The organism is Nocardia sp. NPDC041819, from assembly GCF_055590505.1.
The window spans coordinates 726,188-742,942 of the sequence record NZ_JBVJAP010000002.1; the positions used below are offsets into that span (position 1 = coordinate 726,188).

Here is a 16,755-nt window from a genome sequence, read left to right on the forward strand (position 1 = left end):
GTGCGGCAGGAAACGCGGGCGCGGGCTTGGAGAACGGTCTGTCCACCGGCCTCGGCGCGGCAGGAAACGTGGGCGGGGGCCTGTCGAGCGGTCTCGAGGGCGCGTCGAGTGCGGGTGCGCACGTCGGTTCGAGCCTGGACAGCGGTATAGGCTCGCACGCGTCCTCGGGCCTCGACGCCACGGCTGGTCTCGGCGGTACCGCGCAGTCGGCCGTCGGCGGCGCGGCAGACGCGGGCGCCGGAATGGCGGGTTCGGCGAGCGGGGCGGCGCACGGCGCGGTGGACACCGGCGCGGGTCTCGGCGGCAGTGTCGGCTCGACCGCGCACACCTGGTCCTCGCTGGATGTGTCGAGCGCCTTCGGGTCGGGCCTGGACAGCAGCGGCGACACCGACGCGGGCCTGTTCGGAGAGAGCCACGCGAGCACGGAGTTCAGTGGATCGGCGGGCGCCGACCTGGGTGGCGATACATTCCTGCACTGACAGTTGCCCGGTAATACGAAAAGAGGTCCATACCGCGATGGGGACGCCCGCGCCGAACGCCACTCCACCGGCGGTACCGCTGCTCTCGGTACTCGGTGAAACCATCGCGGCGGCCCGTGCCGCGGGCCGCAACGATCTGGTCGGCCGCCTGGAAGTGGCGGCCGACCGGGTTCGTGACCCGCGCAGGCGCATCGTCGTCGCCGGACAGCTGGACCAGGGCAAGAGCCGTTTCGTCAACGCGCTGCTGAACCTGGACCTCTGCCCGGTGGGCGACGACGCCACCACCACGGTGCCGATGCTGCTCGCGCACGGCGCTGAGCCGCGCGCGGAGCTGGTGCTCGCGGCGCACGGCGATTCCAGCGGCGCGGAGACCAGGGTGGCGGTGCCGATCGCGGAGATCGGCGCGATCGATCAGCGCTCACCGCTCGCGCAGGGGCGGCGGATCGTGCGCCTCGAGGTCCAGATACCCAACGCGCTGCTGGCCGACGGGATCGTGCTGATCGACACCCCGGGCGTCGGCGGACACGGCAACGCCCACGCGGCCGGCGTGCTCGGAATGGTGCCCGCCGCGGACGCGGTGCTGGTGCTGTCGGACGCGTCGACCGAACTCACCGAGCCCGAACTGGCATTCCTGCGGCAGGTGCGGGAGCTGTGCCCGACGGTCGCGCTGTTGCTCACCAAGACCGACCTGTACCCGCATTGGCGGCAGGTGCACGAAGCCGATCTGCACCATCTCGCACGGGCCCGCCTCGACGTGCCGATGATCCCGGTGTCGTCGCTGCTGCGCAGCCACGCGATGCGATTGCAGGACCAGCAGCTCGGCGTCGAATCCGGCTTCGGCGTGCTCTACACGTTTCTGCGCGACCAGGTCGTGGCGCGCGACCAGCTGGCTACCCGGGCCGCCGTGGCCCGCGATATCCGTTCCGCGGCGGAGCATCTCGCGCTGGCGCTGGGCAGCGAGCTGGTCGCGATCCGCGATCCGGCGCAGGGCGCGGCGGCGGTGCGCGAGCTGCAATCCGCCCGCGCCTCGGCCGAGGAACTGCACCGCAGGACCGCCGCATGGCAGCAGACGCTCGCGGATGGCATCACCGACCTGGCCGGGGACGTCGACCACGATCTGCGCGACCGTCTGCGCAACCTCGCCCGCACCACCGAGGAATGGATCGACGAGCACGACCCGGGCAGGCACTGGGACCGCATCGCCGAACACCTCACCGGCACCGTCGACACGGCTCTCGGTGACAACCTGCTGTGGACCCATTCCCGGGCTGTTCAACTCGCCGAGCGCGTCGCCGAACATTTCTCCGAACTCGGCGCCGTCGACCTGCCGGACGTGCGCCCCGGCGCCGGAGCCGACTCCGGCCGCGCCCTCTCCGGCACGCTCGCAGATCTGGAACCCGACATCGGTTTCGGCAGCAAGCTGCTCGTCGGCATGCGCGGCTCCTATGGCGGCGTGCTCATGGTCGGGCTGGCCAGCACCTTCGCCGGACTGGCCATGCTCAACCCGATCTCCATCGGCGCGGGACTGATCGTGGGCGGCAAGGCTTTCCGGGACGACAAGCAGGCCAGGCTGGCCAAGCGGCGCAACGAGGCGAAGGCGGCGGTGCGCCGCTTCGTGGACGACGTGGCGTTCCAGGCGGGCAAGGAGTCGAAGGACCGGCTGCACCGCATCCACCGCGCGTTGCGCGACCACTACGCCGGCGTCGCCGAACGCAGTCTGCGCTCGATCGACGAGTCGCTGCGGGCCGCGCAGGAGGCGGCGTCCATGGTCGCCACCAGCCGCGCCGAACGCGGTGCGCAACTGGAACAGCAGCTGCGCGTGGTCGCGGAACTGCGCCGATACGCCGATGCCATGCAGACCGCACTACCGATGGGACCCGCCGGTACGGTAGCCCCGTGAGACGTGATGGTGGCCCGGTGCCGGGAATCGTCGCCGAGGCCCATCGGCTGGTCGGCGCGGCGCAGGCGGCGCTGGCGGGCGAGCCGCGCCCGCGTGCCCTGCTGGCCGATTGTGCCCGCCGATTGGACCAGCCGTTGCGCGTCGCGCTGGCCGGTTCGATCAAGGCGGGCAAATCCACCTTGCTGAATTCGCTTGTCGGACAGGATATCGCGCCCACCGACGCGACCGAGTGCACCAGGGTGGTCACCTGGTATCGGTACGGATCGACGCCCAGCGTGACGGCCTACGCCCCCGATGGCGCCCGCGCGCACGTCGTGGTCCGGCGCGGCAGCGGAACGCACGGGCTGACCTTCGACCTGGACCGGCTCAACTGGAACGCACCGGCCCCGCGCGAGGTCGACCATCTCGAGGTCGAGTGGCCCGCCGCGGCGCTCACGCAGACCACGATCATCGACACCCCCGGCACGTCCTCGCTGTCGCGCGAGGTGTCGCGGCGCACCGCGCGTCTGCTGACGCCGGGCGCGGACGACGAGCGGACCGAGCAGGGCATCGCCATCCCGGGCGCCGACGCGGTCGTATACCTGCTGCGCAGGCTGGACGCGACGGACGTGCAGTTCCTCGAGCGCGTGGGCGCGGGAACCGCCGTGGCCAACGGCGGGCCGGGGGCGCCCGGTCCGCTCGGCATCGTCGGCGTGGTGTCGCGGGCCGACGAGATCGGGGCGGGCCGGATCGACGCGCTGCACTCGGCACGGGATGTGGCAACGCGTTTCGCCGGGGAGCTGGAACGGACGGGCCTGTGCCAGGCCGTGATCCCGGTCGCCGGGCTGCTCGCGTTCGCCGCGGCGACGCTGCGTCAGCAGGAGTTCGCGGCGTTCGAGACGCTGGCGCGGGTGCCGGTCGACGAACTGAGCGCCGCGTTGCTCTCCGCCGATCGTTTCGCGCGCGCCGACATGCCGCTCCCGGTGCCGCCGGAGCTGCGTGCGCAGCTTGCCGAGCGGTTCGGGTTGTTCGGCATTCGCATGGCGGTCACGCTGATCCGGCTCGGCGTGCGCGATTCGGCCACGCTGGCCGAGGAATTGACCAGCCGCAGCGGAGTGGACGAACTGCGCTCGGTGCTCGACGTGCAGTTCGGTCAGCGCGCCGACCAGCTCAAAGCGCATTCCGCGCTCACCGCGCTGGCCCGGGTGCTGACCGCCTACCGTGGCACCTCGGCCGATCGCCTGCTGCCCAGGGTGCGCACCTTGCTCGCGGACGTGCACGGTTTCGCCGAGCTGCGTCTGCTCGGCCGCCTGCGCACCGACGAATTGGCGCTGCCCGCCGACGATCTCGCCGAACTGCATCGCCTCATCGGCGGCTCGGGAATCGCACCCCACCTGCGTCTGGGCCTCCCGTCCGACGCGCCGTTCCCCGCCCAGCGCGCACAAGCGGTGGCCGCGGTCCGGAAATGGCGCGCCCGGGCGCGCCACCCCCTGGCCGACCAGTTCACCGCCACGGCCTGCCTGACCGCCGCCCGCAGTGCGGAAGGCACCTTGAGCGTGCTGCCGGAATGAGCCGCTGACCGCCGCCCTCCGAAGCGCCGTGACCTGCGGGGACGGGCGCATTCCGCCGCCGGTGAGCGGTGTAGTCGCCGCGGGTCCGGGTATGCGCCTTGGTAGCGAGAGGAGGTAACGATGAGCCAAGAGGACGTCGTACACGAATTGCTCGTCCGCGCGGGCACGGGATATGCCGAGGAAGCGGGTATCACGCTCGATGACAAACCGGCCGCGCTCTTCCAGTTGCTCATGCTTTCCCAACTGCTCAGCACCCGCATTTCCGCCGATATCGCCATCGGGGCCACGCGAGAGCTGATCAGCAGCGGCTACCGGACGCCGCACCGGGTGGCCGACGCGGAGTGGCAGGAACTGGTCGACGCCCTGGGGCGGGCGAACTATCGCCGCTACGACGAGAGCACCGCCACCAGGCTGCACCACAACGCCACGCGCTTGCTCGACCGCTACCAAGGTGACCTGCGGGAACTGGCGAAGAAGGCGGACAACGACCCCGAGCGAGCCGCGGATCTGCTCCAAGAGTTCGACGGCATCGGCCCGACCGGGGCGCATATCTTCCTGCGCGAGATCCAGGACATCTGGACCTGGGTCCGGCCGCATTTCGACGAACGGGCCTTGCGCGGCGCCAAGCGCGTGCAGTTGCCGGAGGATCCCGACCGGCTGGCGCGGCTGGCGCCGGATCATCACACGGCGGAACTCGCCGCCGCCTTGGTGCGGGTGACGCTGGACGAGAAGATCGCCGACGAAGTTCTCGCCGCCGCGCCCTGAGCGCGTCCTCAGATCAGGGCGGCGCCGGAAGCGCGCGGATCGATCAGGATCTTCGCGTGCCGCTCCGGGTTGCCGAGGGCGGTGAAAGCATCGGCCACGCCTTCCAGCCCGACGGTCCCGGTGATCAGCGGGCCGGGGTCGACCTTGCCCTCGGCGAGCATGTGCAAGGTGTCGCGGAACTCGCCGGGGTCGTAGCCGAGCACGAAGCGCAGCTCGATCTCCTTGTTGATCGCCATCGCGGGATGGAAGCGGTCGGTTTCCATGCACACCCCGACCACCACCACGCGTGACAGCGGCGGTGCGGCCGCCAGGATCTGGTCGATGATGCCGGGCACGCCGACGCACTCGAAGATCACCGGCCCGGTCGGCCCTTTGTTCAGCGTGTGGGCCAGCCGGAAGACGTACCACCACGGCAGGTTGGGGACCCGCCGCAAGCGGTCCATGGCGTCGAAGCCGAGAGCGAGTATGTCGGTGACGCCGTTGATCCGGCCCTTCTTCGGAGCGGCCGTCCAGGGCGATTCCGTCGCCGGGTCCACCACCACATCGGCGCCGCAGGCTGTGGCGAGTTCTCGCCGGCGTGGCGAGAAGTCGCTGGCGACCACGGTGCGCACGCCCGCGGCCTTCAGCATGCTGATCACCGCGAGGCCGATCGGCCCGCAGCCGATCACGAAGGCCGTCTGCCCCTTCCCGACGCGGCCTCTGCGCACCGCGTGCCAGGCCACCGCCATGGGTTCGGTCAGCGCGGCGTGTTCCGCGGACAAGCCGTTGGGCACGGGCATGGTCATCGATTCCTGGACCACCACCTGCTCGGCGTAGCCGCCCGGCGCCGCGGTCGACAGCCCTACCAGGTGAGGCTGCCCGCCGTGCCGGACGATCGGAAGCGCCACCACCGGTGTCCCCGTCCGCCATCTCCTGCGGCAGTCCGGGCCGTAATCGACAACCGTCCCGCTGAATTCGTGGCCGAGCACCACGCTCTGATCCGAACGCATGAAGTGCTCGTATCCCGTGGCCACGGCCAAGTCGGACAGTTCGTCGGCGTGGGTGCGGGCATGCAGGTCCGAGCCGCAGATGCCGCAGCGCGACACGTCGATCAGCAGTTGACCGGCGCCCGGTCGGGGCGTGGGCAGCTCCGCGACCTCGAACTCGGCGGCGGTGACGACGGCGGCCCTCATGGCGGCTCCTCGGATCGACGGCGCACGGCGGCCGACCCGGCCACCCGCCGTCACCCTACTGCGCGCGGGCGCGCCGTGACTGTGCTCGGTGCACGGCGGTGGAGGGCCTCGCGGACCGAAGACAGCGAATGCCTCGATGACCCCTGCTGTGCGGCAGGTCACACACTGCGGTGGTCGTCCGGGAATTAATTCCCGGAGCCGCCCGTTGAGCTTTTCGACAAGATTGAGTGTGCATGGCTCAAGTTTCGGTTGACTCCGGAACTCCGGCGAGGCAGGATTGAGCCGACCACGCTCAGTGTTGCTGGGGCCGTGCTCCGTGAGGTGCTAGGGGCGAGGTCTCGCGGCGTCCTTCATCGGACGTCGCAGGGCGGTTTTCGCCCGGCACCGACACACATTGGTACGTCAACTAGGAGGAACCACAATGGCTCGTGCGGTCGGAATCGACCTCGGGACCACGAACTCGGTCGTCGCCGTTCTCGAAGGCGGCGAACCGGTCGTCGTCGCCAACTCGGAAGGATCGCGCACCACCCCGTCGATCGTCGCGTTCGCGAAGAACGGCGAGGTGCTGGTCGGCCAGCCGGCCAAGAACCAGGCCGTCACCAACGTCGACCGCACCATTCGCTCCGTCAAGCGGCACATCGGCACCGACTGGACCGTCGAGATCGATGGCAAGAAGTACACGCCGCAGGAGATCAGCGCGCGCACGCTGATGAAGCTGAAGCGCGACGCGGAGTCCTACCTCGGTGAGGAGATCACCGACGCGGTCATCACCGTGCCCGCCTACTTCGAGGACGCCCAGCGGCAGGCCACGAAGGAAGCGGGCCAGATCGCGGGCCTGAACGTCCTGCGCATCGTCAACGAGCCCACCGCGGCGGCGCTGGCCTACGGCCTGGACAAGGGCGACAAGGAGCAGACCATCCTGGTCTTCGACCTCGGTGGCGGCACCTTCGACGTCTCGCTGCTGGAAATCGGCGAGGGCGTCGTCGAGGTCCGCGCCACCTCCGGCGACAACCACCTCGGTGGTGACGACTGGGACGAGCGGGTCGTGCAGTGGCTGGTCGACAAGTTCAAGGCCAGCTCGGGCATCGACCTGACCAAGGACAAGATGGCCATGCAGCGGCTGCGTGAGGCCGCCGAGAAGGCCAAGATCGAACTGAGCTCCTCGCAGAGCACCTCGATCAACCTGCCCTACATCACCGTCGACGCGGACAAGAACCCGCTGTTCCTCGACGAGCAGCTGACCCGCGCCGAGTTCCAGAAGATCACCTCGGACCTGCTCGACCGCACCCGCGCGCCGTTCCAGTCCGTGATCAAGGACGCGGGCATCAAGGTGTCCGACATCGACCACGTGGTGCTCGTCGGCGGCTCCACCCGTATGCCCGCCGTCTCCGATCTGGTCAAGGAACTGACCGGCGGCAAGGAGCCCAACAAGGGCGTGAACCCGGACGAGGTCGTCGCCGTCGGCGCCGCCCTGCAGGCCGGTGTGCTCAAGGGTGAGGTCAAGGACGTCCTGCTGCTCGACGTGACCCCGCTGTCGCTGGGCATCGAGACCAAGGGCGGCGTGATGACGAAGCTCATCGAGCGCAACACCACCATCCCCACCAAGCGCTCGGAGACCTTCACCACCGCCGACGACAACCAGCCGTCGGTGCAGATCCAGGTGTTCCAGGGTGAGCGCGAGATCGCCTCGCACAACAAGCTGCTCGGCTCCTTCGAGCTGACCGGCATCCCGCCGGCCCCGCGCGGCGTGCCGCAGATCGAGGTCACCTTCGATATCGACGCCAACGGCATCGTGCACGTCACCGCGAAGGACAAGGGCACCGGCAAGGAGAACACGATCAAGATCCAGGACGGCTCCGGCTTGTCCAAGGAGGAGATCGACCGGATGGTCAAGGACGCCGAGGCGCACGCTGCCGAGGACAAGGCCCGCCGCGAGGAGGCCGAGACCCGCAACCAGGCCGAGTCGCTGGTGCACCAGACCGAGAAGTTCATCAAGGAGAACGAGGACAAGGTCCCCGCGGACGTCAAGTCCAAGGTCGAGGCGGCCATCGCCGAGGCGAACGAGGCCCTCAAGGGCACCGACATCGCGGCGGTCAAGGCGGCCGTCGAGAAGCTGGCGACCGAGTCGCAGGCCCTCGGCCAGGCCATCTACGAGGCCTCCGCCGCGGACGCCGCGGCGCAGGGCAACGGCGCGTCGAGCAGCGCGCAGGACGATGACCAGGTCGTGGATGCCGAGGTCGTGGACGAGCCGGTCGACACGGAGAAGAAGTGACCGAGGGCAACTCTGAGAAGGAGCCGATCACCTTCGTCGACAACCGGAAGATCGATCCGGAGACCGGTGAGATCAGGCAGCCGGCCGCGGACAACGGCGCCGCGGCCGCGCAGGCCCCGGAGGCGGGCAACGGTGCGGAGAACGGCAACGGCGGCGACGCGCTGGCCGACGCCATCAGCGGTGAGCTCGCCGAGCGCACCGCCGACCTGCAGCGGCTGACCGCGGAGTACGCCAACTATCGGCGCCGGGTCGAGCGCGACCGCAAGGCCACGATCGATTCCGCCAAGGCGTCGGTGGTGACCGAACTGCTCGGCGTGCTCGACGATCTCGATCGCGCGCGGGCGCACGGCGACCTCGATTCCGGTCCGCTGAAGTCGGTGGCCGACAAGCTGTCGACCGCGCTGCACAAGCAGGGTCTCGAGGAGTTCGGTTCGGAGGGTGAGCCCTTCGATCCGACCCTGCACGAGGCCGTGCAGCACGAGGGCTCCGGCCACGATCCGGTGATCGGCATTGTGATGCGCAAAGGCTATCGCTTCGGCGATAGGGTGCTTCGGCACGCACTCGTCGGGGTAACCGACGGCGTGGCCGATCTGACGGAAAACGCCGAACAGCCGACCGAAGAGGCATCGGATGATGATGCCGGCGCGAACGACCAATGATGCGAGAGGAGGAGATGCTCGGTGAGCCAACGGGAGTGGATCGAAAAGGACTTCTACAAGGAGCTGGGTGTTTCCTCCAGCGCCTCGCAGGACGAGATCAAGAAGGCCTATCGCAAGCTCGCGCGTGACTTGCATCCGGACGCCAACCCCGGTGACAACAAAGCCGAGGAGCGGTTCAAGGCCGTCAGCGAGGCGCACGCGGTGCTGTCGGATCCGGCCAAGCGCAAGGAGTACGACGACACTCGCAAGCTCTTCGCGGGTGGCGGCTACGGTCGCGGTGGGTTCGGATCCGCTGCGGGGGGCGGCTTCTCGCAGGAGTTCAACATCGGGGACATCTTCGGCGGCGGCGGCGCCGGCGACGGTGGCCTCGGTGACCTGCTCGGCGGTCTGTTCAACCGAGGCGGCGGCACGCGGACGTCATCGAGCCGCCCCCGGCGCGGCTCCGACGTGGAGACCGAGACGACGCTCGGTTTCCGGGAGGCGGCCCAGGGTGTCACGGTTCCACTGCGGATGACCAGCCCGTCGCCGTGCACCACGTGTCACGGCAGCGGCGCGAAACCGGGCACGAGCCCGCGGGTCTGCCCGATCTGCAACGGAACCGGCATCGTCAGCCGCAACCAGGGCGCGTTCGGCTTCAGCGAGCCGTGCGACGAGTGCCGGGGCAGCGGATCAATCATCGACGATCCATGCGTCGACTGCCACGGCAGCGGCATCCAGAACCGCACGCGCACGATCACGGTGCGGATTCCCCCTGGAGTCGGTGACGGGCAACGGATCCGGCTGGCCGGTCAAGGCGAGGCGGGACTGCGCGGGGCGCCCTCGGGCGACCTCTATGTCACCGTCCACGTCAACCAGGACAAGGTCTTCGGCCGCAACGGCGACGACCTGACCCTGGTGCTTCCGGTCAGTTACAGTGAATTGGTGCTCGGCACCACGGTTTCGGTGCCCACCCTGGACGGCCGGGTCGGCGTCAAGGTGCCTCCGGGTACCGCCGACGGCCGCACCCTGCGGGTACGCGGCCGCGGTGTGCCCAAGCGCGGCGGCGGCGCGGGTGACCTGCTGGTGACGGTGAAGGTCGCGGTCCCGCAAAAGCTGGACCGCGAAGCCGTCGAGGCGCTCGAGCGCTACCAGGAGGCGGAGCGGGCCGGTGGCTTCGATCCACGTGCGGGATGGGCAGGTGCGTGATGTCCTCGGAACCGAAGAACGCGTCCGGCGGGTCGCGGGCCGAGTTCTTCATGATCTCGGTGGCGGCCCAGCTGGCCGGCATGCACGCGCAGACACTGCGCACGTATGACCGTCTGGGACTGGTCACGCCGCAACGTACTTCGGGCGGCGGTCGGCGCTACTCGGCCCGGGACGTGGAGCTGCTGCGCGAGGTGCAGCGGTTGTCCCAGGACGAGGGCGTCAACCTCGCGGGCATCAAGCGCATCATCGAGCTGACCAATCAGGTGGAGGAGCTGCGGCAGCAGGTCGCGGAACTGTCGGCCGAGCTGGAGCGAACGCGGGCCGGATACCGTCCCGACCTCGCCCCGCAACGCAGTACCGCGCTGGTCGTCTGGCAGCCACGGCACCGTCGCGAGGACGGTCAGCGCAGACGATAACCGGCACGACGACGGCCCCGGCCTCGATCGCACATCGCGATCGGAGTCCGGGGCCGTCGTCGTTTCACCGCCGCTGCCGCCAATAATTTGCTGAGGGTAAACCAGGGCATGTTCGACGGAAGTCGTGCGGCGGAGTTCATTTCGTTGTCGAATCAACTGGGCGTTTCTACCATAGATATGTGTACGGAAACGGTGCGGTTTGCCCGGTTTGGTACTCGGCCGAGGGTCTTCATGTTGCCCCGATGTCGCTAGAACAGACCAATCGGGACGAAATCGACTAAGTGCCCCTTAACTTTTCAGTGTGCATATGACTGATTTCGCGTCAGATCTACGGTCTTGCAGTCGGTTTCTGTGGCGTGTCTCGCTGAATATCCTCGTTTCGACGAAATTACACGCGTGGTGTTCCTTCGAAAGATTCCGTTGCTGGCAAACCTCGCCTACACTCCTTTCCGTCGGCTGCTGTCGAGTGGCCCCGCAGCACCTCACTCGCCGGCAAGGTTCGTGAACGAGTGCGAAATGGGGTTGTGACATCAATGGATTCACGCGCTGTCGCTTTGATCAGAACAACTTTCAAGGCGGTTGCTGCGGAGGATGGGGGGCCGGAGAAACTGGCGAGATCGTTCTACGCGATCTTGTTCACCGACTACCCGCACGTCCGCGATTTCTTTCCCGCCGCGATGGACTCCCAGCGCGATCGCCTGGTCAAGGCGATCTCCTACGCGCTGGACCGATTGGAAGAGCCCGACAAGCTACTGCCCTTCCTGGCCCAACTCGGTAGGGATCACCGCAAATACGGCGTGCAGCCCGCGCACTACGCCGCCGTGTCCACCGCGCTGAAGACCGCCGTCAAGGTGTTCGCAGGGACCGAGATGTGGACCGACGAGGTCGACCGGGCCTGGGACGAGGGCCTGAAGATCATCGCCGACACCATGATCGGCGCGGCGGAGAAGGAGACCACGCCGTCGGCGTGGACCGGCACGGTGATCGAGCGCCGCGAGGTGCTGCGCAACCTCGTCGTCGTCCGGCTGCAACTGGACCAGCCGATGCGCTACGCCGCGGGTCAGTACCTGAGCGTGCAGATCCCCTCGCGGCCGCGCATGTGGCGCTATCTCTCGCCCGCCGTGCCCGCGAACACCAACGGTGAGATCGAGTTCCACGTCCGCAGTGTGCTGGGTGGCTGGGTCAGCTCGGCCATCGTCGGCCAGACCGTCGTCGGCGACCAGTGGCTGCTGGGCTCACCGCTCGGCGGCCTCGGCGTTCCGCGCAACACCAAACGCAAGATGCTGATGGTCGGCTGCGGCACCGGGATCGCGCCGCTGCGCGCCCAGCTGATGTCGATGGCGATGCGGCGGACCAATCCGAAGGTGCATCTGTTCGTCGGCGGGCACCACCCGTGCGACCTCTACGACCTGGAGACGTTGAGCAAGCTGGCGATGGCCAACCGCTGGCTCACCGTCACGCCGGTGAGCGAACACGACGAAAACCCGTGGTGGTACGCGGAACCCGACGAGCCGCGCACCACATGGCCCGGCCTGGAACCCCGCGTGACCGGCCAGATCGGCAAGGTCGTCGCGAGCTTCGGCGCCTGGTCCGACCGCGATGTTCAGATCGTCGGTTCACCGTCGATGGTGCAGACCACCAAGTTCCGCCTCATGGCAGCGGGAACCCTGGCGAAAAACATCCGCCACGACCCGCTGTACTGAGTTGATTGCCAGCGCCTGCGGCGCTGGGTGTTCGCGGCCCTGTGTTGGTTTTTCCAGCATGCTCGATCTCGCCTCGCTCGAAACCGGGAGTCGAGGTGCGCCGGGCGCGTGCGATGGTGATGGCACGACTTGGAGTTCTGTCGTTGCGGTGCCGCTTGGACTACTCGCGGTGTGCCCTGCGAATGGCCCAGCGACCGGTCAGAGGCCCTCGAATTGGATGCGCTCCGGGGGTGTTCCGGTTTCCAGGAGGCGGTCGACCGTGGTCTGGACCATGGCGGGGGAGCCGCAGACCAGCACTTGGTGCTCGCGGAAGGCGCCGTGCGAGCCGAGGACTTCGGCGAGCGTGCCGTAGAGCAGGTCGTCGGGTGAGAAGCCGATGTCGACCCGGGACTGCTCGTACCACTCGTCGACCCAGTGCGGGTCCTCCAGGCTTTCCACCACGGGGATGACGGTGAGCCAGGGCAATTCGGCGGCCAGCAGGAAGAGCATGTCCGAGGCGTACAGGTCGCGGGGGGAGCGCCCGCCGACGAAGAGGTAGGTCGGCGGCGGGGAAGGCTTGCGCGCCAGTTCCAGGATCTGGGCGCGCATCGGCGCCAATCCCGTGCCGCCGGCGATCATGACTACCTCGTCGCCGTCCGGGTCGACCCAGAACCCGCCTGCCGGAGCGCCGATTCGCCACTCGTCGCCCGGCTGCGTGTCGGCGACGATGGCGGCGCTGCACCAGCCGCCCGGCACCGTGCGCACGTGGAACTCCAGCTTGCCGTCCAGCGAGGGCGGCAGCGCGGGGGAGAACCTGCGGCGCACGCCGGGGTGCTGCGGAACTCGCACCTCGACCGATTGCCCGGCGGCGAACGGCACGAACTCGCCGATCAGGCGGATCACCGCGAGATCGTGCCGGAGCCGATGATGGCCGACCACGGTCGAGGTCCACTCCGGCGCTTCATGACCGTTACCGAGCATGCTCGGATCCCCCAACGGGGCCTCCTTCGTTACACAGGGTCGCAGCTGATGTTCTGCTCCGGCGTGCCGACCGCGATGAGCGCGCGCTGGGTATCCGCGATCATCCGGGCCGATCCGGCGATCTGGATCTGGCGGTCCGCCCACGCGCCGAAGCTCGCGACGACGGCGCCTAGATTACCGATCAGGCGCCGGTGCATGCCGTACGGTGCGTCCTGCGGCGGATGCGGGTACCACCACGGATTGGTCTTCTGTTCACACACCGGCACGATGGTCAGCCACGGGTTGCTCTGCGAGAGCTGCCACATGTTCTCCACGTCGTACAGATCGCAGGGATAGCGGCCCCCGATGAAGAAGTGCACGCGCGGATTGATGCCGCGCTGGCCCATCTCGATCAGCTGGGCGCGCAGCGGCGCGATGCCGGTGCCCGCGCCGATCATGAGCACGTCGCGGCCGCTGTCCCGGTCGACGCGCAATCCGCCGAGCGGGCCCGCGATCCGCCAGCGGTCGCCGACCCTGGTCTCGTTGACGATCGCGGGGCTCACCCAGCCGCCGCGGATCTTGCGCACGTGGAACTCGATCTCGCCGTACGGATTGGACGGGATGGCCGGGGAGAAATAGCGCCACATCTTGGGCCGCTGCGGGATCGTGACCGGCACGTACTGTCCGGCCTGGTAGGGCACCGGCCCGTCGGATTGCAGCCGCACGATGGCCAGGTCCTCCAGCACGCGGCGATGGCCGACCACGGTCGCCTCCCACACCGGCTGCGACTTGTCGGAGTTGGCGCCGATGGCCATGGACGCGGAGATCAGGATGGTGATGTCGCGCCAGCCCTCCTCCAGGCTCCGGTTCCAGGCCGCGCCGTTGTAGGCACGGAACGCCGCGAGCAGCGCACGGCCCGCCACGTCGTAGTGCGCGGCCTCGACGCCGTACTTGCGATGGTCGCGGGCGAGTTGCTCCAGGAATTTCTGTGCCCGGTCCCAGTCCTCCAGGTGATCGAGCACGTACTGGATGGCCGTGGCGATGCGCTTGGCCTGCATCTCCATGGCGGGCGGGAACAATTCGCGCAGCCGGGGATTCTCGGCGAACAAATGTCCGTAGAACGCACTGACCAACCGCTCGGGTCCATTCGGTGACTCGATCACCGAACGAAAATTGGCGCGGACCAGCGCAGCCGAACGCGCATCCACGACGTGGAGCTTCCTTTCCCTCAGTTCTGCCCGGGGACATACCCGTTACCGGCGGTCTCCCGCCGACAAGTATCCCCGAAAATGCCGTGGTCGTGTGGGTATAGGCATACCTTCGCCTTCGCTCCGGCCGGGCACGGGCTGGAGACGAACTACCTCCGGCCGCGACCGTCGGTGCCGTAGGACCCGGCCAAACGGTAATCGGTGGGCAAACGGTAGATGTTGCTGACCCTTCGGTAACCGGAGCCACGGACGGACGGCACCGCGGCTTCGCGGCCCGTCCCCGCCGAGCAGACGCCGGTCACGACCCGGCGCCGGCCCGAACCGCGGGCACGACCTGCTCGGTATAACGACGGATCTGCTCGACCGGTTCCCCCTCGGTCGGCCAGAAGACGAATCCGTCGATCCGCTGGTCACGGTGCAGAACCAGGAGATCGTCGACCCATCGCGCGGCAGGACCCTCCAGGAAGCCGCGGTCGGTTCCGTCCGCGGTGATGGTCCCGGACACGTTCAACACCCGCCGCACCGCCAGTGGGTCCCGGTCCGCCGCGGCGGCGGCGTCATCGATCCGCTTGCCCGCGTCGGCGAGGAACTCCGGCGGCGCCCACGCGGCCGACGGCACCCAGCCGTCGGCGGCGCGTCCGGTGAGCTCGAGCATGCGCGGGCCCCGCGCGCCGAGCCAGATGCCGGGATCGTGCCGCGGACGGGGACCGGGATGCGCGCCCGCGAGGGAGTAGAAGGATCCGGACACCCGGACCGATCGCGCGTCGCTCCACAGGGCGCGGATGACCGCGATCGCCTCGCCGAGGGCGCGCACCGCTTCGCCACCGGTTCTGCGCGGTCCGCCCATCCCGGCCACAGCGTCCCAGAACGCGCCCGCGCCGAGGCCGAGCTGGATCCGGCCGTCGCTGATGATGTCGAGCGAGGCCACCGATTTCGCGAGCAGCGCGGGGTGGCGCAGCGGCAGGTTCGCCACGTCCGGGAAGAAGGTGATCCGCTCGGTCCGCGCGACCAGAGTGGTGATCAGGGTCCAGGTGTCCAGGAAACGGCGCTGGTAGGGGTGGTCCTGGATGCCGATCAGGTCGAGCCCGGATACTTCGGCGTACACACTCAGCTCGGCGAGCCTGCGGAAGTCCTCGGCCTCCGGGATCAGGAACAGGCCGAATTGGGGCACTCGGGTGATCAGCGCACACCTCCGGGGGTCTCGCGGGCGGCCGGCCCAGCGGGCCGGTACGGCTCAGATGGCCAGCACGGTCTTGCCGCGTGCGCCGGGCGCTCCGATGACCGCGGGTCCCTCCGCGAGCGGGACGGTGGCGTCGATCGGCACGACCACGTCACCCGCGGCGACGCGCTGGATCAGCCTGGCCAGCTCCGGCGCTTTGCCCTGGGATTCGATATTGCCGCCGTTGATCGACCGCGCGCGCAACGCGTCCTCGTCGGCGGCGAAGGTGGTGGAGTAGACCGTGCCGCCGTCGCGGACCAGGGTGGTCAGTTCTGCGAGCGCCTCGGGCGGGCTCACCAGGTCGAACAGCACGTCGATGCCGTCCGGATGCGCGGCGGCGACCTGGTCGCGCACCGGGGCCGCGGTGTAGTCCACCGTCTCGGCCGCGCCCAGCCGGGTCATCTGATCGGCGGAACCGCCGCGCGCCGTCGCGATGACGTGCGCGCCCGCGATATTGGCCAGTTGCACCAGGAAGGAGCCGACGCCGCCGGTCGCGCCGACGATCAGCACGGTCTGGCCGGGCTTGATGTGCGTGGCGTCCACGAGATCCTGCGCGGTGACTCCGGCGGTCGGCAGCGCGGCGGCCGCGACGGTCGGCACGCCGGGCGGGATCGGCACCAGAGTGCCGCCCTCCGGGAGCACCGCGTACTCGGCGAAGCTGCCGTGGCCCACCGGCGGTGTGAGGAACTTGCCGACCACCCGGTCCCCGACGGCGAAGCGGCTGACGCCCGCGCCGATCGTGGCGACGGTGCCCGCCCCGTCCACCCCGAGGATCATCGGGAAGTCGTGGGGCAGTCTGCCGTCCAGGATCCCGGAGGCCACTTTTCGGTCGAAGGGGTTCACCCCGGCCGCCTGGAGTTGGACCCGCACGGCTCCGGGTCCGGGTTCGGGCATCGGCATCTCGGCCAGTTCCGGCGTCGCTCCGAACTTCCGTACCACGATCGCGCGCATCCATTCGCTCCTTGATTCGGGGTGAAGAGTGATGCAACAAGTGACGGCCGAGGTCATCGTAGGCATCCGAACCCCGCCGACGTGCGGAATCACCGCATCGGCGGTGTCGGCGGGGCGTCGCTTTCGCCGGTGTCGGGGCGTAGCGTTCGATCCGATCCCCGGTGACGGGCGGGCGCGCCGAAAAATTCGAACTTGAGCGGAACAGGCTCAACCTTTCCGACGTTGGACGGTAAGGAACGGCGGCGAGCCGGTAGACGAGCGGGCGAGACGAAGCGAGTGCTTCGGTCGCACCGGAATCGCGCTCGGCGTCGTGCGAATCGACTAGTAGGAAGGTGAC

General features: G+C 69.0%; 13 protein-coding genes and 1 pseudogene. 9 read left to right on the forward strand and 5 right to left on the reverse strand.

The window, feature by feature from the left end:
• The 4 genes and pseudogenes from ACZ6DL_RS10055 to ACZ6DL_RS10070 all read left to right on the forward strand — a co-directional run.
• A pseudogene (locus ACZ6DL_RS10055) lies at positions 1-479 on the forward strand (hypothetical protein); the annotation flags it as partial.
• Between the two features lie 37 nt (positions 480-516).
• Positions 517-2,379, forward strand: a complete 1,863-nt coding sequence (locus ACZ6DL_RS10060) for a dynamin family protein (protein ID WP_466050193.1) — start codon at positions 517-519, stop codon at positions 2,377-2,379.
• Entirely contained in the window at positions 2,376-3,929 is a 1,554-nt protein-coding gene (locus tag ACZ6DL_RS10065; RefSeq protein WP_466050194.1) for a dynamin family protein, read from the forward strand. Before ACZ6DL_RS10060 ends, ACZ6DL_RS10065 begins: the two co-directional genes overlap by 4 nt.
• Before the next feature lie 120 nt (positions 3,930-4,049).
• Entirely contained in the window at positions 4,050-4,694 is a 645-nt protein-coding gene (locus ACZ6DL_RS10070; RefSeq protein WP_062977595.1) for an HhH-GDP family DNA glycosylase, read from the forward strand.
• Between the two features lie 8 nt (positions 4,695-4,702).
• Here the strand turns inward: ACZ6DL_RS10070 and ACZ6DL_RS10075 are convergent, their stop codons facing one another.
• A complete protein-coding gene (locus ACZ6DL_RS10075; RefSeq protein WP_466050195.1) occupies positions 4,703-5,866 on the reverse strand; it encodes a zinc-binding dehydrogenase in 1,164 nt (387 codons plus the stop codon).
• A 421-nt stretch (positions 5,867-6,287) separates the two neighbouring features.
• Here ACZ6DL_RS10075 and dnaK point away from each other — a divergent pair, with 421 nt between their 5' ends.
• From dnaK to ACZ6DL_RS10100, 5 genes are all read left to right on the forward strand, one after another.
• A complete protein-coding gene (dnaK, locus tag ACZ6DL_RS10080) occupies positions 6,288-8,138 on the forward strand; it encodes a molecular chaperone DnaK (protein WP_040870766.1) in 1,851 nt (616 codons plus the stop codon).
• Positions 8,135-8,797 carry a nucleotide exchange factor GrpE gene (gene grpE, locus ACZ6DL_RS10085; protein ID WP_396983059.1) on the forward strand — a complete coding sequence of 221 codons (663 nt, stop codon included), beginning with the start codon at positions 8,135-8,137 and terminating at the stop codon, positions 8,795-8,797. Before dnaK ends, grpE begins: the two co-directional genes overlap by 4 nt.
• A gap of 21 nt (positions 8,798-8,818) precedes the next feature.
• Positions 8,819-9,982 carry a molecular chaperone DnaJ gene (gene dnaJ / locus ACZ6DL_RS10090; RefSeq protein WP_466050196.1) on the forward strand — a complete coding sequence of 388 codons (1,164 nt, stop codon included), beginning with the start codon at positions 8,819-8,821 and terminating at the stop codon, positions 9,980-9,982.
• Positions 9,982-10,398 carry a heat shock protein transcriptional repressor HspR gene (locus tag ACZ6DL_RS10095; protein ID WP_040870761.1) on the forward strand — a complete coding sequence of 139 codons (417 nt, stop codon included), beginning with the start codon at positions 9,982-9,984 and terminating at the stop codon, positions 10,396-10,398. Before dnaJ ends, ACZ6DL_RS10095 begins: the two co-directional genes overlap by 1 nt.
• A 533-nt stretch (positions 10,399-10,931) precedes the next feature.
• Positions 10,932-12,101 carry a globin domain-containing protein gene (locus tag ACZ6DL_RS10100; protein WP_357034949.1) on the forward strand — a complete coding sequence of 390 codons (1,170 nt, stop codon included), beginning with the start codon at positions 10,932-10,934 and terminating at the stop codon, positions 12,099-12,101.
• Between the two features lie 198 nt (positions 12,102-12,299).
• Here ACZ6DL_RS10100 and ACZ6DL_RS10105 read toward each other — a convergent pair whose 3' ends face one another.
• From ACZ6DL_RS10105 to ACZ6DL_RS10120, 4 genes are all read right to left on the reverse strand, one after another.
• Complete coding sequence (locus ACZ6DL_RS10105) at positions 12,300-13,061, reverse strand: FAD-binding oxidoreductase (protein ID WP_040870758.1); 762 nt, start codon at positions 13,059-13,061, stop codon at positions 12,300-12,302.
• A 29-nt stretch (positions 13,062-13,090) separates the two neighbouring features.
• Complete coding sequence (locus ACZ6DL_RS10110) at positions 13,091-14,248, reverse strand: globin domain-containing protein (protein WP_466050197.1); 1,158 nt, start codon at positions 14,246-14,248, stop codon at positions 13,091-13,093.
• A gap of 298 nt (positions 14,249-14,546) precedes the next feature.
• Positions 14,547-15,419, reverse strand: a complete 873-nt coding sequence (locus tag ACZ6DL_RS10115) for an LLM class flavin-dependent oxidoreductase (RefSeq protein ID WP_466050198.1) — start codon at positions 15,417-15,419, stop codon at positions 14,547-14,549.
• A gap of 63 nt (positions 15,420-15,482) precedes the next feature.
• Positions 15,483-16,418 carry an NADP-dependent oxidoreductase gene (locus ACZ6DL_RS10120; RefSeq protein ID WP_466050199.1) on the reverse strand — a complete coding sequence of 312 codons (936 nt, stop codon included), beginning with the start codon at positions 16,416-16,418 and terminating at the stop codon, positions 15,483-15,485.
• Between the last annotated feature and the right edge of the window lie 337 nt (positions 16,419-16,755).

Bases quoted from the DNA above. Each gene is read 5' to 3' on its own strand.
- ACZ6DL_RS10060 (WP_466050193.1), top strand. From the start codon at position 517: ATGGGGACGCCCGCGCCGAACGCCACTCCACCGGCGGTACCGCTGCTC.
- ACZ6DL_RS10070 (WP_062977595.1), top strand. From the start codon at position 4,050: ATGAGCCAAGAGGACGTCGTACACGAATTGCTCGTCCGCGCGGGCACG.
- ACZ6DL_RS10075 (WP_466050195.1), bottom strand. From the start codon at position 5,866: ATGAGGGCCGCCGTCGTCACCGCCGCCGAGTTCGAGGTCGCGGAGCTG.
- dnaK (WP_040870766.1), top strand. From the start codon at position 6,288: ATGGCTCGTGCGGTCGGAATCGACCTCGGGACCACGAACTCGGTCGTC.
- ACZ6DL_RS10095 (WP_040870761.1), top strand. From the start codon at position 9,982: ATGTCCTCGGAACCGAAGAACGCGTCCGGCGGGTCGCGGGCCGAGTTC.
- ACZ6DL_RS10100 (WP_357034949.1), top strand. From the start codon at position 10,932: ATGGATTCACGCGCTGTCGCTTTGATCAGAACAACTTTCAAGGCGGTT.
- ACZ6DL_RS10105 (WP_040870758.1), bottom strand. From the start codon at position 13,061: ATGCTCGGTAACGGTCATGAAGCGCCGGAGTGGACCTCGACCGTGGTC.
- ACZ6DL_RS10120 (WP_466050199.1), bottom strand. From the start codon at position 16,418: ATGCGCGCGATCGTGGTACGGAAGTTCGGAGCGACGCCGGAACTGGCC.